Genomic DNA, 24,093 nt, shown 5'->3' with positions numbered 1-24,093 from the left:
AAAAAAGTCGGTCTGTTTTTGTTATAGCGGTAGAGAAACCGATGGTTACATTGTGAAACAGGCATTAAAACAAATGCGAATATTGCTGATAATAATTGTCGTTATCAATACTTTTTACAAAAAATGATCGGGTAACACGATGAAAACAATGAGAAATGTAGGGACAATAGAACGGGAATCTAACCGGGGGCTTTATCAGCTCCCGGTGGTATGAGTACAGCGGGGGAATTGCGGGAAAGGGTTAAGCTTTGACGAGTTCGGGCCACAGCCGCAGAGTTGTGTGTGCGATCTGCATCAGTTTTTCAAACGTTGCGCCTTCACGGGCGCTGATCGACATACCTTGTAAAATACAGTTCAGGTATTCGGCCAGTTTTTGCACGTCGCAATGGGCCGGAATTTCGCCTCGTTGCTGGCGCTGGTGAAGGAACTGGGTAAGCGTCTGTTCCTGCATTGCATGGCGGGATTTCACCGTGTGCGCAATATCGCGGGAAGAGGCTGCCAGCGTCGCAGAAGTATTAATCATGAAACATCCCGCCGGGGTGTCCTTGCTGGTAAAGCAGGTCGCTATAGCGGTGAAATAGTCTTCAAGTGCGGACTCAAGGCTTTTTTCTTCACAAAACAGCTGGGCTTCGTGTTTCGCCGCAAAGCGGGTGATGTAGCGATCCAGTACGGCACGGAACAACCCTTCTTTATTGGTGAACTCCGCATACAGCGTGGGCGCTTTTGCGCCGGTGGCTTCCACGAGATCGGCGAGCGAGGTCGCTTCATATCCGTGCTGCCAGAAGAGTGTCATGGCCTTATCAAGCGCGGCTTCCCTGTCGAACACTTTTGGTCGGCCACGGCTTTTTTTTGCACAACCTGTCGTTTCAGTTGTCATGGCGCCGATGTACCTTTGTTGGGTTTATTGAATAACCATTATAAAAATATTCGACTGCACACTCCAGCGGATTCACGATAAAAATAATTTATAGCTATTAGTATGAAAAATAAGACCTTTATATTTTATATAACGATCATTATAAAAAAATGTTGACGTGTGACCTGGATCACATCTATGATTTACCTATCGATCGTTAAGTTAATCTTTTCGACACCTATTCATCTGCTAAAGGTCACTATCATGAAAAACGTAAAAACACTGTTTGTCGCTGCTGTTCTTAGCTCACTGTCATTTGCAAGCTTTGCCGCTGTTGAAGTTCAGTCCACTCCTGCGGGCCAAGAGAAAGTCGGTACTATTTCTGCGAATGCGGGGACTAACCTAGGTTCTCTGGAAGATCAACTGGCGCAGAAAGCCGATGAGATGGGTGCGAAGTCTTTCCGTATTACTTCCGTTACCGGTCCTAACACTCTTCACGGAACTGCTGTTATCTACAAATAAGATTTAACCCATCGCAATGCCACTGCGAGTTAAATAAAAAACCCCCGCGGAATAAAATCCAGCGGGGGTTTTTTTATACGCTACGTTTACAGCGGTTGTTGAGCAACGTCATGATGACGGGTCACATCGACCGGCATGCCTGAGCGAATCTCCATCGCATGATCCATGACGGCGGTATCTGTTTGCGCCGCATTTTTAAATGTCTGCATGGACGCGTTCAGCACGATCGGCAGCAGTTGCGGGTCGTCATTGATTTTTTCGGACAGCGGTTGGTGTACTTCCACCAGGCGCACGCCGTTAGGCTCAACGGATGCTTTGATCGGCGTATTGATAATATTGACCTTAGTTCCGGGCGTTACCTGACGGAACAGGGTTTCTATATCACCGTCGCGCAGACGAATACAGCCGGAGCTGACGCGCATTCCGATGCCAAAATCAGCATTTGTACCGTGCAACAGGTACACGCCGCCGTATGCCGCTAAGCGAATCGCATGATGGCCCATCGGGTTATCCGGACCGGCAGGCACAACGGCAGGCAGGTCAATCCCGTTTGCTTTGTATCGCGCGCGGATATTTGCCGTCGGCGTCCAGGTGGGGTTGGCGCGTTTATCAGAGATGGTGGTTACCATCGTAGGCGTCAGCGTGTCACCACCTAACTGGCCAATACCAATAGGATACACGGTCACCGAATTGGTCCCCGGCTGGTAATAATAAAGACGCAGTTCAGCGAGGTTGATAACAATACCTTCGCGCGGGGCATCAGGTAGCAGAGTTTGTAACGGGATCGTCAAAACGCTGCCCGGACGTGGTACGTAAGGGTCAACGCCAGGGTTGGCCTGCAGCAGCGCGAGAAAGCCGACATTGTACTTTTTTGCAATCGCTTCCAGAGAACCGCCATTGTCTTCAACAACGTGAACGGCATTCTGACCCACCAGACGGCTTCCCGGTGGCGGCAGCGGCCAGATGTTTGCCTGAGCCGGAAGTGCTAACGCGAATGTCGCTGCAAGCGTAAAAAACGCGAGCCAGCGAGAGAGTCGTTTATTGTTTAACATCACCATAAATCCATTGTTTTTACGTGGTTTTTATTATGTAAAAGTAAACGAGAATTATGGCTGTTTGCTGTGTCGGGAAGTGCAGGGAAGTGCAAAGAGTTTGTAAATTCATCAGGCCGGGTGAGTGGTGTGCTCACCCGGCCTGTTCACTATGCTTATGCTACGGCGTTTTCTTCAAGCTGACGCATAAACTGGCGGACCCAGTCGATCCGCGTTTTACGCTCGCTCAACTCCTGCATAAATTTCAGCCGGGTTGGACCGTCCAGACGGAAGTGCTGCGGCTGCTTTTGCAGTAAACCAATCAGCCAGACCGGGTTGACGTGGTTTTTCTCGGCAAATTCAATGGTACCGCCTTTTTCATTGCCTTCGAGCTTTCTGATCCCCAGTTTCTGCGCCTGCTGGCGTAAACGGGCGATATCCAGCAGCGTACGAGCCGGGTCGGGCAGCAAGCCAAAACGGTCTATCAGCTCAACCTTAATTTCTTCCAGTTCGTTTTCGCCTTTCGCACTGGCAATGCGCTTGTAGAACGACAGTCGGGTGTTTACATCCGGGATATAGTCATCCGGCAGCAGAGACGGCATGCGCAGCTCAACTTCGGTTTGCTGGCTGGTGAGATCTTCCAGTGACGGCTCACGCCCTTCTTTGAGCGCATCGACCGCGTTTTCCAGCAGTTCCATATACAGCGAGAAGCCGATGCTTTCCATGGAACCACTCTGATCTTCACCCAGTAATTCCCCGGCGCCGCGAATTTCGAGGTCGTGGGTCGCCAGCGCAAAACCTGCGCCCAAATCTTCCAGCGAGGCGATGGCTTCCAGACGTTTTTGCGCGTCGGTGGTCATTGCTTTCGGATGCGGCGTCAGCAGCCAGGCGTAAGCCTGGTGGTGAGAACGTCCCACACGACCGCGCAGCTGGTGTAATTGCGCTAAACCGAAGTGATCCGCTCGTTCGATGATGATGGTGTTAGCGGTGGGGATGTCGATCCCGGTTTCGATAATGGTGGTACACACCAGCACGTTAAAACGCTGATGGTGGAAATCGTTCATCACGCGTTCCAGTTCGCGCTCGCGCATTTGTCCGTGACCGATACCAATACGCGCTTCCGGCACCAGTTCTGCTAATCTGTCAGCGGTTTTCTGGATGTTTTCGACGTCGTTAAACAGATAATAAACTTGTCCCCCGCGCAGAACTTCACGCAGGATCGCCTCGCGTACCACCAGGTTGTCGTATTCGCGCACGAAGGTTTTGACCGCCAGACGACGAGCGGGTGGCGTGGCGATAATCGACAGATCGCGCATGCCGCTCATTGCCATATTGAGCGTACGTGGAATTGGCGTTGCCGTCAGGGTCAGAATATCGACATCTGCGCGCATCGCCTTGATGCGTTCTTTGTGGCGAACGCCGAAACGGTGCTCTTCATCGACAATCAGCAGACCCAGATCTTTTAACTTCACATCCGCTTGCAGCAGTTTGTGCGTGCCGATGAGAATATCAATTTTTCCCTCGGCAACTTGCTCCAGAATCTGCGCTTGCTCTTTGGCGCTACGGAAACGGGACAACATCTCAATGCGTACCGGCCAGTTGGCAAAGCGGTCGCGGAAGTTGTCGAAGTGCTGCTGTGCGAGCAGGGTGGTCGGCACCAACACGGCAACCTGCTTGTGGTTCTCTACGGCGAGAAAGGCCGCGCGCATCGCGACTTCGGTTTTACCAAAGCCGACGTCGCCGCAGACCAGGCGGTCCATGGCCAGCGGTTGACACATATCGCTGAGTACCGCGTTAATCGCCTGCGCCTGGTCAGGCGTGGTTTCAAACGGGAAGCTGTCGCAAAACAGCTGATACTGTTCACGGTCATGCTTAAAGGCAAAGCCTTCTTTCGCCGCGCGCTGGGCATAAATATCCAGCAGCTCTGCCGCAACATCGCGCACCTTCTCAGCGGCTTTCTGTCGGGCACGTGACCAGGCATCGCCGCCAAGTTTATGCAGCGGCGCATTCTCTTCTGCGCCACCTGCATAGCGGCTGATGAGATGCAGTGACGACACCGGCACGTACAGTTTGGCGTCGTTGGCATAGGTGAGCATCAGATATTCACCGGTTATGCCGCCCGCTTCCAGCGTGGTCATACCGGCATAACGACCCACGCCATGCTCCAGATGCACCACCGGCTGACCGGGATGCAGCTCTGCGAGGTTACGAATTAACGTATCCGGGTTGATGGTGCGACGAGAATCCTGGCGGCGGCGCGCCACGCGTTCCCCAAGCAGATCGCTTTCACAAATCAGCGCCAGATTGCGTTTGCTATCGATGAAGCCGTGCTCAGCTGCGCCAATCATCAGATAACGACCGTTATCTACGGCTTCATCGAGTCGCAATATCCGCTTCGGCGCCACTTTGATACGGGCGAGCAGTTCGCCAAGTGCTTCACGGCGGCCTTCACTTTCCACCGAGAAAATCACCGGACCGGTGAAGCCTTCAAGGAATTTACGTAACGCATCTAACGGCGCTTTTTGCTGTGCCTGAACGGCGATATCCGGCAGCTTCTGGAACCCGAGGTTAGTATTCGCTGCTTTGTTCGCCAGACTCTCGGTTTTCAGTTGAACGCGCGGCCAGCGTTTAAGTTCAGAAAACAGCTCATCAACCCGCAGCCACAGCGATTCCGGCGGCAGAAGCGGGCGCATCGGATCAACACCGCGATTTTCAAAGCGCGACAGGGTATCGGCCTGGAAGCGTTCTGCGCTGGTCTCGATATCACCGGTATTCACCAATAACGTATTGGCGGGGAAGTAGCTGAACAGCGGCGGCAGCGGCTCGCTGAAAAACAGCGGTTGCCAGTATTCAATACCCGCAGGTAACGTGCCTTTGCTGACCTGCTGGTAAATATGTTCGGCGTCGCGTTTCACCTCAAAGGTATCACGCCACTGGCTGCGGAATAGCTCGATGGCCGTTTTGTCAGTCGGGAATTCGTGTGCGGGAAGCAAATTAATGGCATCGACTTCTTCCAGCGTGCGCTGGGTGTCGGTATCAAACAGACGCAGGCTGTCGATTTCGTCATCAAAGAAATCCAGACGATAAGGCAACTCGCTGCCCATCGGGAACAAATCCAACAACGCGCCGCGTGTGGCGTATTCGCCGTGTTCCATGACCTGATCAACATGGCGATAGCCCGCACTGTCCAGCTGTTCACGCAGAGCGTCACGTGAAAGTCGCTGGCCCTTTTTCATGACCAGCGCATGACCGTGCAGATAGCTGTGCGGACAAACGCGCTGCATCAGTGTATTTACCGGAACGATCAGCACGCCGCGCTGCATGGCAGGCAGCTGATACAGCGTGGAGAGCCGCGAGGAGATAATCTCCTGATGGGGAGAAAAGCTGTCGTAGGGTAGCGTTTCCCAGTCGGCCAGGTTCATCACCATCTGGTCAGTAAACTGACGAATTTCATCATGCAAACGCAGCGCATTTTGCATGTCCGGCGCGATCAGGACCACTGGACCCGCGTGATGTTCGGCGATTTCGGCGACCAGCGTTGCGCAGGCGGCACCGGTAAGCTCACCTAACTGGCGCTGATCGCCAGCTTTCGCCGGGAGCGTGTAACGATGTTGTTCAGGCATTCGGTTGTCAGGATCTCGTTTAGATATACATCTGATAAGCAATGTTCTTTATTATCCGTGATCGTTTCTCATAAGCAAATTGATTCGCCCCCTGATGGGGGCAAAAAGCGCGTAGGGGCTAGTGCGAGACAGCCGATAAAGAAGGCGGGGAAAAGAGCAGGTCGGCCACTGTTTTTTGTGAAATTTTACGTACCAACAGGCCAAACAAGGTGCACAGTAGCAGGCAGGCGAACGGATACACCAGCAGCAGGGCCAGCTCCGCATATGCTGGCCAGGCGGTATGATTGATTTTGGGGATTAGCGTTAAGCTGAACAGCTCAACCAGAATACGGTGGGTGGTGTAGATGGCGATGGTATTGGCACCAATCACGCTTAACGGGCCGGACTCACGCATACCAAAGCGCAGCTCAAATTGATAAAACAGCTTCATGATCAGCACAATGGAAAGCAGAGAAAGTAATAGTGAGACATTTGCCAGCCACGCGACGACGGCGGCGATTGCGCTAACCAGAACAATGACCGCATGGCGGCGCAGGGGCACCTCCTTGATCCATACCATCAGCGTTGCGCCAAACCATGCACCGAGGCTGTACCAGGGCAGATTGCGAATCACGCTGTTCATTCCCCACCACGGCGTCGGGACAAAATTGATCGCCACGCTCAGCACCACAAATAACGCCAACAGCGGTACCGCCCAGCGGCTGAAAATTTTACACAGAACAAAATAGACAATCAGCGCGTACAGATACCACAAGCTGGTACTGGCGGTCAGCATTCCGTGGGTAAAACCCGCGATCGAATCGGCATACGCGGCGTTGGCAGCATGGCTCAGATCGCGCTGTGGGGCCAGCCAGTTATTGAGCGCGACTAACGCCAGCCATTGCACTACTCCCCAAAGCACCAGCACCCAGGCAATGCTCCAGATCCGCTTATCCACGCAGGCGGTCCACGGGACGCTATCAATATAGCGACGGATCAGATACCCCGAAATAAAGAAAAAGACCGGCATGCGAAACGGCGCCAGGTACAAATTGAGGTAAATCCAGCATTTGCTCAGCAGCTCTGAAAGCGGATGCTGAAAAGTAGTGAGGTGCGGGTAAAACGTGATTACCGAGTGGTAAATCACCACCAGACAAATACATAACCCTTTGATTTGATTAATCCATAGTTCTTTTTTCTTCATCGAGACGGCGTATCCATATTGTTGGCTATAGCCTGCCATCCTGCGCAACCCGCTGTGCGCTGTAATGCGTAACTGTCTGCATTTTGTTTTTTTAAGATAAAGATCAGGGACCCGGGCTGAAGGGTAGAGGGACAACTTTAGCGAATTGATTTATTTATACTTTTAGGAATAGTGCTGACGAACACTTACGGTTCAGTCATTTACCCATTCCGCTTTCGCTTATATACTCGTGACTTTGCTAACAGCAACCAGACGGATTTCATGTACCAACCTGTCGCTCTATTCATCGGCCTGCGTTATATGCGTGGGCTTGCAGCAGATCGCTTCGGTCGCTTCGTTTCCTGGCTCTCCACCATAGGCATTACTCTCGGGGTAATGGCGCTGGTCACGGTGTTGTCGGTGATGAACGGTTTCGAGCGCGAGCTGCAAAACAATATTCTTGGCCTGATGCCTCAGGCTGTACTCTCGTCTGAACAGGGTTCCCTCAACCCGCAACAACTGCCGGAAAAAGCGGTGGTGTTGAACGGCGTCAACCGCGTTGCACCCATAACTACGGGAGATGTGGTGCTGCAAAGTGCGCGTAGCGTGGCGGTCGGCGTGATGCTCGGTATCGATCCGGCGCAAAAAGATCCGTTAACGCCGTATCTGGTCAATGTGAAGCAAACAGATCTGCAACCGGGTAAGTATAATGTCATCCTCGGCGAGCAGCTTGCCGGGCAGTTGGGCGTGAACCGTGGCGATCAAATCCGTGTGATGGTGCCCTCGGCCAGCCAGTTTACGCCGATGGGGCGTTTGCCGAGCCAGCGTTTGTTTACGGTGATTGGCACTTTCGCCGCCAACAGCGAAGTCGATGGCTACCAGATGCTGACCAACATTCAGGATGCCTCGCGTCTGATGCGCTATCCGGTGGGTAATATCACTGGCTGGCGTCTGTGGCTGAACGAACCGTTAAAAGTTGACACGCTGAGCCAGCAAACGCTGCCGCAGGGCACCAAATGGCAGGACTGGCGCGAGCGCAAAGGGGAACTGTTCCAGGCCGTGCGCATGGAAAAGAACATGATGGGGCTGCTGCTTAGCCTGATCGTGGCGGTGGCAGCTTTTAATATTATTACCTCGCTGGGTCTGATGGTAATGGAGAAGCAAGGGGAAGTGGCGATTTTACAAACGCAGGGGCTAACGCCGCGGCAGATAATGATGGTGTTTATGGTTCAGGGGGCCAGTGCCGGGGTGATTGGCGCGCTGCTGGGCGCTGTACTGGGTGCCTTGCTCGCCAGCCAACTGAACAATCTGATGCCAATTATTGGTGTGCTGCTGGATGGCGCTGCGCTGCCGGTCGCTATCGAGCCGCTGCAGGTTATCGTCATTGCGCTGGTGGCGATGGCCATCGCGCTGCTGTCTACGCTTTATCCTTCCTGGCGCGCTGCCGCCACTCAACCCGCTGAGGCTTTACGTTATGAATAAGATCCTGTTGCAATGCGACAACCTGTGCAAACGCTATCAGGAAGGCACTGTGCAGACCGATGTACTGCACTATGTCAGTTTTTGCGTCGGCGAAGGTGAGATGATGGCGATTGTCGGCAGCTCAGGCTCCGGCAAGAGTACGTTGCTGCATCTGTTAGGTGGGTTGGATACCCCGACTTCCGGCGACGTCATTTTTAGCGGTCAGCCAATGAGTAAGCTCTCGTCGGCGGCGAAAGCGGAACTGCGTAATCAGAAGCTGGGCTTTATTTACCAGTTCCACCATTTGCTGCCGGATTTTACGGCGCTGGAAAACGTAGCGATGCCGCTGCTGATCGGCAAGAAAAAACCGGCTGAAATCACCGAGCGCGCACGGGATATGCTGAAAGCGGTAGGGCTGGATCATCGTGCCAGTCATCGCCCGTCTGAACTGTCTGGCGGCGAACGCCAGCGGGTGGCCATCGCGCGTGCGCTGGTGAATAACCCGCGCCTGGTTCTGGCAGATGAGCCAACGGGTAACCTGGATGCGCGTAACGCGGACAGCATTTTCGAGCTTCTGGGCGAGCTGAACCGCTCTCAGGGCACGGCATTTCTGGTGGTGACGCACGATCTGCAACTGGCGAAGCGGATGAGTCGCCAGCTTGAAATGCGCGATGGTCGCCTGACGGCTGAACTGAGCCTGATGGGAGCTGAGTAATGGCTTCGCCTTTATCGTTATTGATTGGTCTGCGCTTTAGCCGTGGTCGGCGGCGCGGCGGTATGGTTTCGTTGATTTCGGTGATATCTACCGTTGGCATCGCGTTGGGTGTGGCGGTGTTGATCGTCGGTTTAAGTGCCATGAACGGATTTGAGCGTGAGCTGAACAACCGTATTCTGGCCGTAGTCCCACACGGAGAGATTGAAGCCGTAAATCAGCCGTGGAATAACTGGCAGGAAGCGCTCGACAAGGTACAAAAAGTGCCGGGTATTGTCGCCGCGGCGCCTTATATCAACTTTACCGGACTGGTGGAGAGCGGGGCGAACTTACGCGCGGTGCAGGTGAAGGGCGTAGACCCGAAACAGGAACAGCGTTTAAGCGCGTTGCCATCCTTTGTGCAAAACCACGCCTGGGATAATTTTAAAGCCGGTGAACAACAAATCATCATTGGTAAGGGTATTGCCGATGCGCTGAAGGTGAAGCAGGGTGACTGGGTGTCGATTATGATCCCTAACGCCAGTGCGGATCATAAGCTACAGCAGCCTAAACGCGTGCGTTTGCACGTGACGGGGATCCTGCAACTGAGCGGTCAGCTCGATCACAGCTTTGCCATGATCCCAATGGAAGATGCGCAGCAATATCTTGATATGGGAACCAGTGTTTCCGGGATCGCGCTGAAGGTTAACGACGTGTTTAACGCCAATAAGCTGGTGCGAGACGCGGGTGAAGTCACCAATAACTATGTTTACATCAAGAGCTGGATCGGCACCTACGGCTATATGTACCGCGATATTCAGATGATCCGCGCCATTATGTATCTGGCTATGGTGCTGGTTATTGGCGTGGCCTGTTTTAATATCGTTTCCACGTTAGTGATGGCGGTAAAAGACAAAAGCGGCGATATTGCGGTATTAAGAACCCTCGGGGCGAAAGATGGGTTGATCCGTGCCATTTTTGTCTGGTACGGCCTGCTGGCGGGTCTGTTCGGTAGCCTGATAGGCGTCGTCATAGGGGTGGTTGTGTCGTTGCAACTGACGCCGATCATAAACGGGATTGAGGCGCTTATCGGCCATCAGTTCCTGTCCGGCGATATCTATTTCATTGACTTCCTGCCATCGGAATTACACTGGCTGGATGTGATTTACGTGCTGGTGACAGCACTCGTGCTGAGTCTTTTGGCAAGTTGGTATCCGGCGCGTCGCGCCAGCAATATTGATCCTGCGAGAGTACTTAGCGGCCAATAACAACAATAATACACGACAGCATTCATGCTGCATCAAGGCGTAGCCAACGTAGAGGCATCTTGAAGGATGACGTGTATCAAGGAGCGGTGATGTATTACGGATTTGACATCGGCGGGACCAAAATTGCGCTGGGCGTGTTTGATAAGCAACGTCGTCTGCAATGGGAAAATCGCGTTCCTACGCCTCGCGACAGCTACGACGCTTTCCTTGATGCGGTCTGCAATCTGGTGACGGAAGCGGATCAGCGGTTCGGCATCAAAGGTTCGGTAGGCATCGGCATTCCGGGCATGCCGGAAACCGAATACGGCACGCTGTACGCGGCCAACGTTCCTGCTGCCAGTGGCAAACCACTCCGTGCCGATCTCAGCGCTCGCCTTGACCGCGATGTGCGTCTGGATAACGATGCGAACTGTTTTGCTCTCTCCGAAGCCTGGGATGACGAGTTCACCCAATATCCGCTGGTGATGGGGTTGATCCTCGGTACGGGCGTCGGCGGCGGCCTGGTGCTTAACGGGAAATCCATCACCGGACGCAGCTATATCACCGGTGAGTTTGGTCATATTCGTTTGCCGGTCGATGCGCTGACGCTGATGGGCTTTGATTTCCCGCTGCGCCGCTGCGGATGCGGTCAACTGGGATGCATCGAAAGCTATCTTTCCGGCGGTGGATTTGCGTGGTTGTATCAGCATTACTACCATCAACCGCTGGATGCCCGCGAAATTATCGCGCTGTGGGAGCAGGGTGATGAACACGCGCGTGCCCACGTTGAACGCTATCTGGATTTGCTGGCAGTGTGTCTTGGGAATATCCTGACTATCGTCGATCCTGATTTGGTGGTGATTGGCGGAGGCTTGTCGAATTTTACCGCTATTACGACGCAACTGGCGGATCGACTGCCACGTCATCTGCTGCCGGTTGCCCGGGTACCGCGTATTGAGCAGGCACGGCACGGTGATGCCGGCGGGATGCGCGGGGCTGCTTTCCTACATCTTACCGATTAATACAAAGAGGTTGTTATGCTGTCGCGTCGGGGTCATCGGTTAAGCCGCTTTCGTAAAAATAAACGCCATTTGCGCGATCGCCTGCGTCAACGAATCTTTTTCAGAGACAGAGTGGTGCCTGAATTGATGGAAAAACCAAGAGTGCTGGTACTGACTGGAGCGGGAATCTCCGCTGAGTCAGGAATTCGAACATTCCGCGCGGCGGATGGTCTCTGGGAAGAACATCGGGTAGAGGACGTTGCGACTCCGGAAGGTTTTAGTCGAAACCCGGAACTGGTTCAGTCGTTTTATAACGCCCGTCGCCATCAGTTGCAACAGCCGGAAATCCAGCCCAACGCGGCGCATATCGCACTGGCAAAACTCGAAGCCGAGCTGGGCGATCGTTTTTTACTGGTGACGCAGAACATTGATAACCTGCACGAGCGTGCGGGCAGCCAGAACGTTATCCATATGCACGGCGAGTTGCTCAAAGTTCGCTGTTCGCAAAGCGGGCAGATTCTGGAATGGACGGGCGATGTGACCCCGGAAGATAAATGTCATTGCTGCCAGTTTCCGGCACCGCTGCGACCACACGTCGTGTGGTTTGGTGAAATGCCGCTGGGAATGGATGAAATTTATATGGCACTGGCAATGGCAGATGTGTTCATTGCGATTGGCACATCGGGACATGTTTATCCGGCAGCGGGTTTTGTGCATGAGGCGCGGCTGCATGGGGCACATACGGTAGAACTCAATCTCGAACCGAGCCAGGTAGGCAGCGAGTTTGAAGAGAAGTATTACGGTCCGGCAAGCCAGGTAGTGCCTGAGTTCGTTGAGAGGTTATTGAAAGGGCTGTAACGGCTATCCGGATAATACTGTTTAAGCCTGTACAAGCTGGCGGTCCTCACGCAGGGCCGCCATAATCAAAAATCCTACGATGTAAAAACAACAGATCAGCCCCAGTGCGCTCAGCCATATGGGTAGTCGGGTAATGTAAACCAGGCTGCACGAGATAATCACCAGAATAATTCCGGTATACATGGGGTGCGCAATCCAGGCAAAAATGCCGCGCGTAACCCTTTTTGCACGAGGTAAATAGTAGCCTGTCCATGTGTGGCTCTCCCCCAAATCCCATTTTCCTTTGATGACCAGCGCGTTACCTACGATCGCCAAAATCAGACATCCCCACTCCACCGGGCCAATCTGATGACTGAAAAAAAGGCTATAACCAAAAACCAGGATCGGTATTAAAAAGGTGAGCCGTAGCAGGCGGATTGCGGTGACAGGCAGCAAAGGACGAGCGTTTACCGGCTGCTTACGAGGGAGAATCACCAGCGTAAATACGATCAGATTAGCCAACTCAAGTAGCAGCCAGAGCGTTGTCATTGGAAGCCTCAGAAGCCGGCCTGGAATACTGTAAGCATAGCCAGAAACTGGGGAGCGGGAATCAGCCGAAAGGCGTAAAAAGTAGGGATTGGCAGGTAGCAACCCGGCGCAGCGACGCCTGCCGGGTTGCACGAGTATTAGCGTCCTGCTTTTAGCTTCTGATAATACTCTTCGTAGATAGCGCTGGCGGAACCGACATCGTTTTGCCATTCCCCTTTGTTGATGGTTTCCGCGTCAGGGTAGAGCGTTTTGTCGTTCGCGACCTCAGGACTTAACAGCTTGCGTGCTGCCAGATTCGGCGTCGGGTAACCGATAGTTTCTGCGACTTCTTTCGCGACGTCCGGGCGCAGCAAGAAGTTAATCAGCTTCAGCGCACCTTCTTTGTTTTTCGCGTTAGCCGGAATAGACAGGCTGTCCATCCAGAAAATGCCACCTTCTTTCGGCCATACCACTTCCAACGGTGTGCCCGCCTGACGCGCAACATACGCGGAGCCGTTCCACACCATCCCCAGATTAACTTCGCCTTCCATATACGGGTTGGCCGGGTTGTCAGAGTTAAATGCCGCAACGTTAGGCATCAGCTTCTTCAACTCGTTATAGGCGGCTTCAATCTCTTTAGGATCGGTGGTATTGCCGGAATATCCCAGCTTGCGCAGCGCCATCTGGAACACTTCTCGCGCATCATCCGTTAACAGCAGACTGCCTATGTACTCCGGCTTCCACAGATCGGCCCAACTGGTGACGGTTTTCGGATCGATAGCATCGCTGTTGACGCCAATGGCCGTTGCACCCCAGATATACGGGATGGAGTAGTCATTGTTTGGGTCAAACGGCTTGTTGAGCATTTCCGGATCGAGGTTGTGGAAGTTGGTCAACGACGACTTGTCGATCTTCTGGATCATGCCTTCTTTACGCATTTTATCGACGTAATAGGTGGACGGAACCACCAAATCGTATGCGCCGTCTTTATAGGTTTTGAGCTTGGCGTACATGGTTTCATTCGACTCGTAGGTCGAATAGATAACCTTAATGCCGGTTTCTTTGGTGAACTGTTCCAGCAGACCCGGTGGGACGTATTCAGTCCAGTTATAGAAATAGAGCGTGTTGTTGTCATTCGCGTGAGCGGCGCTCATGCCCAGTGCCAGAGCACCCGCCGCGAGCAGGTGGCGTGACCATTTTTTCATCATTTAACGTCCCCTGAATTAAGGGCCTTAGCGGCCCTTGGTTTTATCACGTGCAATAAGCTGGCTGGCAATCACCATAACCAGCGACAGAACCAACAAAATGGTCGCCAGCGCGTTCACCTCTGGTGATACGCCGACTTTAACCATTGAGTAGATTTTTAATGGCAAAATTTCATAACCCGGTCCGGTGACGAAAGATGAAACAACAACATCATCCATCGACAGCGTAAAACTCAGCAACCAACCCGCAGCCACCGCAGGCATAGCCAGTGGTAGTATTATCTTGCGCAGAATAGTTACTTCGCTGGCACCCAAATCTTTAGCCGCCTCAAGCATGCGGACATCAAAACCTTTCAGGCGAGAGTAAACCGTCACCACCACAAAAGGCAGACAAAAAGTGATATGCGAGAACAGCAGCGACCAGAAGCCCAGTTGAATGCCGATCAGCATAAATAGCACCAGCAGAGATATTGCCATCACAATATCCGGCGACATCATCACCACGAACAGCATGCCACTGACGAACGGTTTACCGCGAAAACGGTAGCGGTATAGCGCAACCGCAGTGAGTGAGCCGATCAAGGTGGCAAAGGTGGCGGATAGCACCGCCATCGTCAGCGAGTGCTGCGCCGCCTGCAACAGGCTGTCGTTATTCATCAGCAGGCCGTACCATTTAGTAGTAAAACCCTGCCAGTTGATGCCAAAGCGCGAACTGTTAAAGGAGTTCACAATCAGAATGATGATTGGAATATACAGATACGCGTAGATAGCGGTCATAAAACCGCCGCGAAGCAGTCGACCGATCATTCGAGTTCCACCTTCTTGTTCAGTAAGCGGGAGGCGCGCCAGTAGATCAGCAGCATCAGACCCATCACGATGGTCAGCGTAATGCTGGTGGCTGCACCAAACGGCCAGTCGCGGATGTTCAGGAACTGAACTTTAATCACGTTACCAATCAGCAGGTTTTTCGCGCCGCCCATTAAGTCGGAAACGTAAAACAGCCCCATTGCGGGCAGCATGACCAGCAAACATCCGGCGATAATCCCCGGCATCGTTAACGGAATAATGATGCGGGTGAAGGTCTGAAGCTTACTGGCGCCTAAATCGCGTGCGGCTTCCAGCAGCGGTTTATCGAGCTTTTCAATGCTGGAATAGAGCGGCATCACCATAAACGGCAGCAGGATGTATACAAGCCCGATAATCACCGCGCTGGGGGTAAACATAATGCGAATGGGTGTATCGATAACGCCGAGCCATAACAGAAACTCGTTGAGATAGCCTTTGGTACTGAGGAAAATTTTGAGTCCGTAGATGCGAATCAGAGAATTGGTCCAGAACGGAACAATCAGCAGGAACAGCAGCAGCGGGCGTACTTTTTCCGGCAGTTTCACCAAAAACCAGGCAAACGGGTAGCCGAGTACCAGACAGGCGAGCGTGGCAATCAGCGCCATATTGAGGGAGTGAACCAGTACCTCAAAATAGAGCGGATCGAGCAGGCGCGTATAGTTCTCCAGCGTAAAGACCATTTTGACGAAATTGGCGTCGTCACGGGTCAAAAAGCTGGTGCCGATGATCATCAGGTTGGGCAGAAAGACAAATAACACAAGCCAACCGACAATGGTGAAGATCACCACACTCTGGAATTTACTTGTGCTCTTCATCAGCCAGTACGACCTCCCAGCTTTCTACCCAGTTAATTGCCATTTTCTGGTCGAGCGAGTGGTCAAAGTCAGGATCGTCTTCGTTGAAGAATTCGCTGACCATCACCATCTTGCCATTTTCCAGTTCTACAACCGACTCCAGCGTCATGCCTTTGTAGTTGCGTTCGCGCACGTAGCCGATCAGGCCTTCGATATGATTATCATCATTGATTTCATCAACGCGCAAATCTTCAGGGCGTAACAGGACGTGCAGCTTTTGTCCGGGAACTACCGCGAAGTTGACATAAATATTGCACTCGCGGCCTTCAACGTTAGCACGAACACGCTGTTCATCCAGACGTTCAATCACCGTGGCGTTAAACATATTGATCTCGCCGATAAACCCGGCGACAAACAGATTCTTTGGCTCTTCGTAGATTTCGCGCGGCGTACCGTCCTGCTCAATCTTACCATCGCGCATCACCACGATGCGGTCGGACATGGTTAGCGCTTCTTCCTGATCGTGTGTGACAAAGACAAAAGTGATACCAAGCTTACGCTGCAGTGCTTTCAGTTCATTCTGCATCTGCTTACGCAGTTTGTAGTCCAGCGCAGAGAGGGATTCATCTAACAAGAGTAAGCGGGGTTTGTTGACCACTGCTCGGGCAATCGCTACGCGCTGCTGCTGTCCGCCGGAAAGTTGATGCGGTTTTCGCTGGGCGAACTCTTCCAGTTGCACCATGCGCAGGGCTTCGGTAACGCGGGGAGAAATGTCGGCTGCGGGCGTTTTTTGCATGCGCAAACCAAAGGCCACATTTTCAAACACAGTCATGTGGGGGAATAGCGCATAGCTTTGGAAGACGGTATTCACGTAGCGATTTTCCGCTGGAACGTGAGTGATGTCCTCGTTGTCCAACAAAATATGACCGGAATCAACCGTTTCCAGACCGGCAATCAGGCGAAGAACGGTTGTTTTACCGCAGCCAGAGGGGCCAAGCAGCGTAAGAAACTCGCCATTATTGATGGTCAAATCCAGGCTGGAAATCACCTCTTTGCCATCGAAACTTTTGCGAATTCCCGCTAATTGCACCAGTGGAGAAAGCGAACGCGGTTGTTTATTCAATTTTTTACTCTGTCCCATGTAAACGCAACGGATGGCTGACCGATGCGGGGTTTGTGGTTAACCACCTTGATGACTCTTAATGAGGGCCGTTATTCTACGGCAAACCATTGTAATCGCCAATCCTTGTTGCGAATTACTGACTTAGCCCTATAGTCAGAGGGGATGTCAGGGCGAAATATTCTCACTTGCGGGGATAAAAGTGACCTGACGCAATATTTGTCTTTTGTTGCTTATTGATAATGTTGTCACAAAAAGTGAGGGTGACTGCATGGATAAACTACTTGAGCGTTTTTTACACTACGTGTCGCTGGACACCCAATCAAAATCGGGCGTGCGGCAGGTACCCAGCACCGAAGGACAGTGGAAATTATTACAACTGCTCAAACAACAGCTCGAAGAGATGGGGCTGGTTAATATTTCACTGAGCGAAAAAGGCACGCTGATGGCAACGTTACCCGCGAACGTTGCTGGCAATATTCCTGCGATCGGCTTTATTTCCCATGTGGATACCTCACCGGATTTCAGCGGTAAAAATGTCAATCCGCAAATCGTTGAAAACTACCGCGGTGGCGATATTGCGTTAGGCATTGGTGATGAAGTTTTATCGCCGGTGATGTTCCCGGTGCTGCATCAACTTCTGGGTCAGACGCTGATCACCACAGACGGTAAAACGTTGCTGGGCGCGGATGATAAAGCAGGCGTGGCGGAAATCATGACCGCACTGGCTGTGCTTATCCAAAAAAATATTCCGCACGGTGATATCCGCGTGGCCTTTACGCCGGACGAAGAAGTGGGTAAAGGGGCGAAGCATTTTGATGTTGCGGCATTCGATGCGCAGTGGGCCTATACCGTTGACGGTGGTGGCGTAGGTGAGTTGGAGTTTGAGAACTTCAACGCCGCGTCGGTTAATATCAAAATTGTTGGCAACAATGTGCATCCCGGCACCGCAAAAGGGGTGATGGTGAATGCGCTGTCGCTGGCAGCGCGTATTCATGCAGAGGTTCCGGCAGATGAAAGCCCGGAAAAGACGGAAGGCTACGAAGGCTTTTATCATCTGGCGAGCATGAAAGGGACGGTCGATCGGGCGGATATGCACTACATTATTCGTGATTTTGACCGTAAGCAGTTTGAAGCGCGTAAACGTAAGATCATGGATATCGCCAAGAAGGTCGGCAAAGGGTTACACCCGGACTGTTATATCGAATTGGTGATTGAAGACAGTTACTACAATATGCGCGAAAAAGTGATTGAGCATCCGCACGTGCTGGATATCGCCCAGCAGGCGATGCGCGATTGTGATATTGAGCCTGTGCTGAAACCGATCCGTGGCGGCACTGACGGCGCACAGCTGTCATTTATGGGATTACCGTGTCCGAATCTGTTCACCGGCGGCTACAACTATCATGGCAAGCATGAGTTTGTAACCCTGGAAGGAATGGAAAAAGCGGTGCAGGTGATTGTGCGTATTGCTGAATTGGCCGCGAAACAAAAATAAAATATGTGTAGTTGCCGGATGGCGCTTTGCTTATCCGGCCTACAATATTTCACTCCAGTAGGCCTGATAAGACGCATTGCGTCGCATCAGGCACAGTCCGCATTACCCTTCGAAGAACCAGTACCCGCTGTTGACCAGCGCGGCAAGCATGGCAAGGAAAGAAGGATCTTCCAGCGCATCCTCAAAGTTCTCAGCCGTCAGCACAATATGACTGGCCAGCGCTTCCAGCGCAGGACGATGCGGCGAATCAATTTTCTCACCGTTAGCGTAGACGTCATCGCCAATGCGCAATACGCGCAACCCGCCCAGACGCACTAACACATCACCTTGTTTCAGGGCATCATAAATTTCGTCTGGCTGATACGGTGGCTCCGGCGGGGCAATATCCAGCTCATGACGAGACTGAGAGATAAATTCGCCAAACCACTGCTGGAAATGTTCTGGCTGATTAATCAGGCCCAGCATCATTTCGCGCAGCTTATCCATCTCCTGCGGCAGAACATCGGCCGGATGATCGCGCGGTGGCAGATCAGGATCGCTGTAATAGGTGCTGCCCAGTTCGCGTTGTAAAACGTAATCGGCGAACCCGCTGATCAGCTCGCGAGTGTTTGGCGCGCGGAAACCAACCGAATAGTTCATCGCGTTTTCTAACGCATAGCCTTCGTGCGGGAATCCTGGCGGAATGTACAGGATATCGCCGGGTTCCAGCTCTTCATCAATGATGGCTTCGAACGGGTCGACCTGAAGGAGATCCGGGTGAGGGCAGTGCTGCTTCAACTGCAGTTTTTCGCCTACGCGCCAGCGACGACGACCGGTTCCCTGAATGATAAATACATCGTACTGATCCAGGTGCGGGCCAACGCCGCCGCCGGGTACAGAGAAAGAAATCATCAGATCGTCGATACGCCAGTCCGGTAATTCACGGAACGGGCGCATCAGCGCGGCGGTAGGTTCGTGCCAGTGGTTGACCGCCTGCACCAGCAGAGACCAGTTGTTCTCGCCAAGATGGTCGTAGCTTTCGAAGGGACCGTGGCTAACCTGCCATTTACCATCCTGATGGCTGACGAGTCGGCTGTCGACTTCGCTTTCCATTGCCAGTCCAGCCAGTTCGTCAGGAGAGATTGGATCAATAAAGTTGTTAAACCCGCGTTTTAAGACCACCGGGCGTTTCTGCCAGTGGCGTTCAAGAAAATCGGGCCAGTTAAGTGTGAGTTGGTATTCCATAGTGAGCATCCCGCAGGCTGGTATCTGCAACCGATTATAACGGATACTTAACCTCAAGCGTGAAGTCAGTACATATTTATTACATGCGACGATTACTCGTCTTTCTGGCCCGGTTGCTGGCGGCCAAAAATAACTTCCATGCGCGCACCACCCAGCAGGCTATCACCAGCAATAATCTGCCCGTCATACTGTTCGGTGATTTCTCGCGCCACCGCCAGACCGACGCCTTGTCCGGGACGTAGCGTATCTACGCGCTGTCCGCGGTCAAACACCACTTCCCGTTTGCTTTGCGGAATACCAGGACCATCATCTTCAACCAGAATATGCAGTTGATCCTCGGACAGTTGCGCCGAAATCTCGACAAACTCCAGACAATATTTACAGGCGTTATCCAAGACGTTGCCCAACACCTCGACAAAGTCATTCTGTTCGCCCACAAAGCTGATCTCAGGTGAGATATCGAGATTAATGTTGACCCCTTTACGCTGATACACTTTATTCAGCGCCGAGGTGAGCTTATCCAGCAACGGCGCGACCGGGTGCAGCTCGCGGCTGAGTAGGGCACTGCTGCCACGCATACTGGCGCGATGCAGGTAATAGCCTATCTGTTGGGAAATACGGCTGATTTGTTCCAGCATGATAGGCTCTGCGTCGCTGACGTTCATTTTTTCATTACGCATTGAGCGCAACGTACTTTGCAGTACCGCCAGTGGCGTTTTCAGGCTATGGGTGAGATCGGTTAACGTGGTGCGGTATTTATCGTAGCGCTCACGTTCGCTTTTTAAAAGCCGATTGAGATTACGAACCAGGCTGGTCAGTTCGCGTGTGGTGGCGGGATTTAGCATCTCACGATGATGTTCCTCAAGCTCACGGACTTCACGCGCCAGTGATTCAATCGGCCGTAGGCTCCACCACGCAGCCACCCATAACAACGGAATGACCAGCAACAGATTGGCGACCAGCACATAAATAAACCAGCTCCAGACCATATACGAGCGCTTTAGCTCTATAGGAATAGTGTCGACAACCACAATGGTCAGTTGCGGCATTCTGGCGGTGGCGGGGTAGACGTTCACCGCCACGGAGTGGGTCATTTCGGCGTCGTCATCATCTTCTCTGACTTCTTTTAACTGCTGCTGAGCGGAGTGATCTTCGCCCAGTAAAGTGCTGGTGGCGTCTACATTGGCTTCAATTTCATGAAAACCGTTCGTTTTTAGCCAGTCCGGTTGGATACTTTTCGTCAGCCAGGGAACATTGCGCTGCGCCCACAACAATTCACCGCTTTCGTTATAGATCAGCGACATTGTTGGGCTTTGCATATCGAGATGTTCAGGCAGCTCGACGTTTATCTTGCCGTTTTCCCACTTTGCCAGGGTATAAAACAGATTACTTTCACCCCGCAGCAGGCGAAACGTTGTCTTATCAAAGCTGACGCTGTAGCCCACCAGAGCAACCATGCCGTAGGCCAGCGAGAGCACCAACACCACGCCTGCGGTTGCCAGTAAAAAGCGCAACCGCAGCGATAGCGGGAAAAAATGACGCAATAGTTTATTCATTAGCGCAGTTCAAAAAGATATCCCTGACCACGCACGGTGGTGATGACGTCGTCCGGATACTGCGCCTGAATTTTCTTACGCAGACGCCCCATTAGAACATCAATGGTGTGACTTTCGCGCAGCTCGGCATCCGGGTAAAGCTGCAGCATGAGCGAATCTTTACTGACCACTTTGCCATTATTACGGATGAGCGTTTCCATAATGGTGTATTCAAACGCAGTGAGCTTGATAACTTCATCATTGACGGATAACTCGCGTCGAGAGAGGTCCACCTGAAAAGGCGGAAGGGAGATAATTTGCGATGCCAGACCGCTGTTGCGGCGCATCAGTGCCTGCATGCGCGCAGCCACTTCTTCGATGTGAAACGGTTTGGTGACGTAATCGTCAGCGCCAGCGCTGAGGACTTCCACCTTGTCCTGCCAGCCTTCGCGTGCGGTTAATACCAGAATCGGCAGCGAAACCTCATTACTGCGCCAGCGGCGGATCAGCGACAAACCATCTTCATCGGGGAGTCCTAAATCAACGATCGCGATATCCGGCAGATGTTCATTCAGATAATAGTCCGCTTCCTTCGCATCTTCTGCATCATCCACCTGATGCCCTAAATCCTGCAACTGAACCTTGAGGTGGTGGCGTAATAAAGCATTATCCTCGACAACCAGTACGCGCATCATCGTTTCTCCCTAAAATAATGGTATGAATAGTTTAACGCTGATTATGTGGCTTTGGGGATAAACATTTAATAAACCGGGGGAAGGGATAATCTCGCAGGCAATAAAAAAGCCGGAAACGCTGATGTATTCCGGCTTACTACGATATGAACGAAATACCGGAACAGGTGCAAGCACGCTCCGGCATCAAACAGATTACTTCAGTTCATCAACCATGGTGATGGCGCGACCGATATAATTGGCAGGCGTCATTGCTTTCAGGCGAGTTTTCTCTTCTTCCGGCAGCGCAAGACCGTCGATAAACTGCTTCATACCTTCGGCGTCAACGCGCTTACCGCGGGTCAGTTCTTTCAGCTTCTCGTACGGCTTCTCAATACCGTAGCGACGCATCACGGTCTGAATCGGCTCTGCCAGAACTTCCCAGTTATGGTCCAGTTCATCCAGCAGATGATCGCGGTTCACTTCCAGTTTGCTCACGCCCTTCAGCGTGGACTGATAGGCGATCAGCGCATAGCCAATACCTACGCCCAGGTTACGCAGAACGGTAGAGTCAGTCAGGTCACGCTGCCAGCGGGAGACCGGCAGTTTGCTCGCCAGGTGCTGCAGAACCGCGTTAGACAGACCCAGGTTACCCTCGGAGTTTTCGAAATCGATGGGGTTAACTTTGTGCGGCATGGTGGAAGAGCCGATTTCACCCGCGATAGTTTTCTGTTTGAAATGGTTCAGCGCCACGTAACCCCAGACATCGCGGTCAAAGTCGATCAGGATGGTGTTGAAACGGGCGATGCAGTCAAACAGCTCGGCAATGTAGTCGTGCGGCTCAATCTGCGTGGTGTACGGGTTCCACTGGATGCCCAGCGAGGTGACAAACTCTTCGCTGAACTGATGCCAGTCAACTTCCGGGTAAGCGGCGACGTGGGCGTTATAGTTACCGACTGCACCATTGATCTTACCAAGAATTTCAACCTGGTTGAGCTGACGATACTGACGCTCCATACGGTAAGCCACGTTAGCCATTTCTTTGCCTAGCGTAGACGGGGTGGCTGGCTGACCGTGGGTACGGGAGAGCAGAGGAATATCGCGATACTGTACAGACAGATCTTTCACCGCGTCGATAAGCTTACGCCAGTACGGCAGAACCACTTCGTCGCGTGCGGTTTTCAGCATCAGCGCGTGAGACAGGTTGTTGATGTCTTCTGAGGTACACGCAAAGTGGATAAATTCGGAAACGTCATGCAGTTCCGGGATATCCGCCACTTTCTCTTTCAGGAAATACTCAACTGCCTTCACATCATGGTTGGTCGTACGCTCAATGGTTTTGATGCGCGCAGCATCTTCTTCATTGAAGTTAGCGACGATCGCATCAAGGAAACCGATTGCGTCGGCAGCAAAAGCAGGAACTTCCTTGATCGCTGCGTGCGCGGCCAGTTTTTGCAGCCAGCGTACTTCAACCTGTACACGGAATTTCAGCAAACCGTATTCGCTGAAAATCCCGCGCAGCGCGCTGACTTTATCGCCGTAGCGTCCATCGACAGGGGAAACGGCGGTCAGTGAGGATAATTCCATAGATCACAACTCCGGGGTTAAATGAGCAAGAATTTGTTTTGCCTGAGTCGTCAGGCGATTACGAGAAAACATGAGTTGCAGACGGCCTCCACCAACCTGATGCCAGAGCACGGCAGCACGGATGCCAGCCAGCAGCGAAGCGCGTACTTTAGCCTGTACCTGTGGACTCTGAAGGATGGCCGGGGAACCCGTGACCTGAATACGCGGGCCGAGTGGGCTGATGACGTCAACATAAATGCCAGCCATCGCACTCATCAACGTTTCTGACTGCAAATCAAAATGGTCCAGCTGGCGCTGCAAGCCGCTAATACGGTCTCCCAGCGTGTCCATAGCGCCCTTGGCCGCTGACAGCTTACGCTCCAGCACCATCAGGCTTAGCGTATAGCGGGTGAGTTCCGCGTTCAATCCCTGACGACTGCTGGCGTTCAGCACGCCAAGCAGCGTTTCAAGGCCAAGACGCAGGTTGGCTTCGCTGCCGCCAAACACGCCCAGCGTAGAGCTGGGATTCATGTCGATGACACTGTTCAGTGAAACGTGTAATGCATCGGCATCACAATGCCCCTGGTGCGCCAGTTCCTGCACCAGGCGTGCCGACTGACAAATGCCTGCCAGGGCGAGGGTGATGTCATAATAATTCTTTGCCACGTTCACTGC

The 24,093-nt window shown here is 52.6% G+C and carries 21 protein-coding genes; 7 read left to right on the top strand and 14 right to left on the bottom strand.

Going from position 1 to position 24,093, the window contains the following annotated elements:
- Positions 1 to 241: 241 nt before the first annotated feature.
- Positions 242 to 877: a TetR family copper-responsive transcriptional repressor ComR gene (gene comR, locus OGY08_RS18020; protein WP_008784432.1), complete on the bottom strand. Its 636-nt coding sequence runs from the start codon at positions 875 to 877 to the stop codon at positions 242 to 244.
- Positions 878 to 1,120: 243 nt separating this feature from the next.
- On the opposite strand from comR, the gene bhsA reads away from it, so the two are divergent.
- Positions 1,121 to 1,378, top strand: coding sequence for a multiple stress resistance protein BhsA (gene bhsA, locus OGY08_RS18015; protein WP_003030810.1), 258 nt, complete (start codon positions 1,121 to 1,123; stop codon positions 1,376 to 1,378).
- An 86-nt stretch (positions 1,379 to 1,464) separates the two neighbouring features.
- Here bhsA and ldtC read toward each other — a convergent pair whose 3' ends face one another.
- The 3 genes from ldtC to OGY08_RS18000 form a co-directional block, all read right to left on the bottom strand.
- The gene (gene ldtC, locus OGY08_RS18010) at positions 1,465 to 2,430 is read right to left on the bottom strand and encodes a L,D-transpeptidase LdtC (protein WP_219013523.1); all 966 of its coding nucleotides are present in this window, start codon (positions 2,428 to 2,430) and stop codon (positions 1,465 to 1,467) included.
- A gap of 155 nt (positions 2,431 to 2,585) precedes the next feature.
- On the bottom strand, positions 2,586 to 6,032 hold the full coding sequence (mfd, locus tag OGY08_RS18005) for a transcription-repair coupling factor (RefSeq protein ID WP_008784434.1): 3,447 nt from the start codon (positions 6,030 to 6,032) through the stop codon (positions 2,586 to 2,588).
- A gap of 118 nt (positions 6,033 to 6,150) precedes the next feature.
- Positions 6,151 to 7,215, bottom strand: coding sequence for an acyltransferase family protein (locus OGY08_RS18000; protein WP_125362953.1), 1,065 nt, complete (start codon positions 7,213 to 7,215; stop codon positions 6,151 to 6,153).
- A 261-nt stretch (positions 7,216 to 7,476) separates the two neighbouring features.
- Between OGY08_RS18000 and lolC the strand changes: the two genes are divergently transcribed.
- From lolC to cobB, 5 genes are all read left to right on the top strand, one after another.
- Positions 7,477 to 8,676: a lipoprotein-releasing ABC transporter permease subunit LolC gene (lolC, locus tag OGY08_RS17995; RefSeq protein WP_286566293.1), complete on the top strand. Its 1,200-nt coding sequence runs from the start codon at positions 7,477 to 7,479 to the stop codon at positions 8,674 to 8,676.
- Positions 8,669 to 9,370 (top strand): lipoprotein-releasing ABC transporter ATP-binding protein LolD, encoded by a 702-nt coding sequence (gene lolD, locus OGY08_RS17990; RefSeq protein WP_286566228.1) that lies wholly within the window; start codon positions 8,669 to 8,671, stop codon positions 9,368 to 9,370. The genes lolC and lolD overlap by 8 nt, the downstream gene beginning before the upstream one ends.
- A complete protein-coding gene (lolE, locus tag OGY08_RS17985) occupies positions 9,370 to 10,614 on the top strand; it encodes a lipoprotein-releasing ABC transporter permease subunit LolE (RefSeq protein ID WP_003030804.1) in 1,245 nt (414 codons plus the stop codon). Before lolD ends, lolE begins: the two co-directional genes overlap by 1 nt.
- An 89-nt stretch (positions 10,615 to 10,703) precedes the next feature.
- Positions 10,704 to 11,615: an N-acetylglucosamine kinase gene (gene nagK / locus OGY08_RS17980; protein ID WP_125362954.1), complete on the top strand. Its 912-nt coding sequence runs from the start codon at positions 10,704 to 10,706 to the stop codon at positions 11,613 to 11,615.
- 15 nt (positions 11,616 to 11,630) lie between these two features.
- Positions 11,631 to 12,452 carry a Sir2 family NAD+-dependent deacetylase gene (gene cobB / locus OGY08_RS17975; protein ID WP_125362955.1) on the top strand — a complete coding sequence of 274 codons (822 nt, stop codon included), beginning with the start codon at positions 11,631 to 11,633 and terminating at the stop codon, positions 12,450 to 12,452.
- Between the two features lie 21 nt (positions 12,453 to 12,473).
- On the opposite strand, the gene OGY08_RS17970 is transcribed toward cobB, so the two are convergent.
- The 5 genes from OGY08_RS17970 to potA form a co-directional block, all read right to left on the bottom strand.
- Complete coding sequence (locus tag OGY08_RS17970) at positions 12,474 to 12,980, bottom strand: methyltransferase family protein (RefSeq protein ID WP_125362956.1); 507 nt, start codon at positions 12,978 to 12,980, stop codon at positions 12,474 to 12,476.
- A gap of 137 nt (positions 12,981 to 13,117) precedes the next feature.
- Positions 13,118 to 14,164, bottom strand: a complete 1,047-nt coding sequence (potD, locus tag OGY08_RS17965; protein WP_125362996.1) for a spermidine/putrescine ABC transporter substrate-binding protein PotD — start codon at positions 14,162 to 14,164, stop codon at positions 13,118 to 13,120.
- 27 nt (positions 14,165 to 14,191) lie between these two features.
- The gene (gene potC, locus OGY08_RS17960) at positions 14,192 to 14,971 is read right to left on the bottom strand and encodes a spermidine/putrescine ABC transporter permease PotC (protein ID WP_003030794.1); all 780 of its coding nucleotides are present in this window, start codon (positions 14,969 to 14,971) and stop codon (positions 14,192 to 14,194) included.
- Positions 14,968 to 15,825 (bottom strand): spermidine/putrescine ABC transporter permease PotB, encoded by an 858-nt coding sequence (gene potB, locus OGY08_RS17955; RefSeq protein ID WP_032943032.1) that lies wholly within the window; start codon positions 15,823 to 15,825, stop codon positions 14,968 to 14,970. Before potB ends, potC begins: the two co-directional genes overlap by 4 nt.
- Positions 15,809 to 16,945 carry a spermidine/putrescine ABC transporter ATP-binding protein PotA gene (potA, locus tag OGY08_RS17950; protein WP_003832287.1) on the bottom strand — a complete coding sequence of 379 codons (1,137 nt, stop codon included), beginning with the start codon at positions 16,943 to 16,945 and terminating at the stop codon, positions 15,809 to 15,811. Before potA ends, potB begins: the two co-directional genes overlap by 17 nt.
- Positions 16,946 to 17,195: 250 nt before the next feature.
- Here potA and pepT point away from each other — a divergent pair, with 250 nt between their 5' ends.
- A complete protein-coding gene (gene pepT / locus OGY08_RS17945) occupies positions 17,196 to 18,422 on the top strand; it encodes a peptidase T (protein WP_048214418.1) in 1,227 nt (408 codons plus the stop codon).
- 102 nt (positions 18,423 to 18,524) lie between these two features.
- Here pepT and roxA read toward each other — a convergent pair whose 3' ends face one another.
- From roxA to hflD, 5 genes are all read right to left on the bottom strand, one after another.
- The gene (gene roxA, locus OGY08_RS17940; RefSeq protein ID WP_079937922.1) at positions 18,525 to 19,646 is read right to left on the bottom strand and encodes a [50S ribosomal protein L16]-arginine 3-hydroxylase; all 1,122 of its coding nucleotides are present in this window, start codon (positions 19,644 to 19,646) and stop codon (positions 18,525 to 18,527) included.
- Between the two features lie 92 nt (positions 19,647 to 19,738).
- Positions 19,739 to 21,202: a two-component system sensor histidine kinase PhoQ gene (gene phoQ, locus OGY08_RS17935; protein WP_003832291.1), complete on the bottom strand. Its 1,464-nt coding sequence runs from the start codon at positions 21,200 to 21,202 to the stop codon at positions 19,739 to 19,741.
- On the bottom strand, positions 21,202 to 21,873 hold the full coding sequence (phoP, locus tag OGY08_RS17930; protein ID WP_003846709.1) for a two-component system response regulator PhoP: 672 nt from the start codon (positions 21,871 to 21,873) through the stop codon (positions 21,202 to 21,204). Before phoP ends, phoQ begins: the two co-directional genes overlap by 1 nt.
- Positions 21,874 to 22,068: 195 nt before the next feature.
- Positions 22,069 to 23,439, bottom strand: coding sequence for an adenylosuccinate lyase (gene purB / locus OGY08_RS17925; protein WP_125362958.1), 1,371 nt, complete (start codon positions 23,437 to 23,439; stop codon positions 22,069 to 22,071).
- 3 nt (positions 23,440 to 23,442) lie between these two features.
- Positions 23,443 to 24,084: a high frequency lysogenization protein HflD gene (gene hflD / locus OGY08_RS17920; protein ID WP_003832401.1), complete on the bottom strand. Its 642-nt coding sequence runs from the start codon at positions 24,082 to 24,084 to the stop codon at positions 23,443 to 23,445.
- Positions 24,085 to 24,093: the final 9 nt, after the last annotated feature.

It is taken from the genome of Citrobacter sp. Cpo069 (genome assembly GCF_030332785.1).
GTDB lineage: Bacteria > Pseudomonadota > Gammaproteobacteria > Enterobacterales > Enterobacteriaceae > Citrobacter > Citrobacter portucalensis.
Note: the sequence above shows the minus strand (reverse complement) of the source record. Positions and strands in the feature narration are given on the sequence as shown.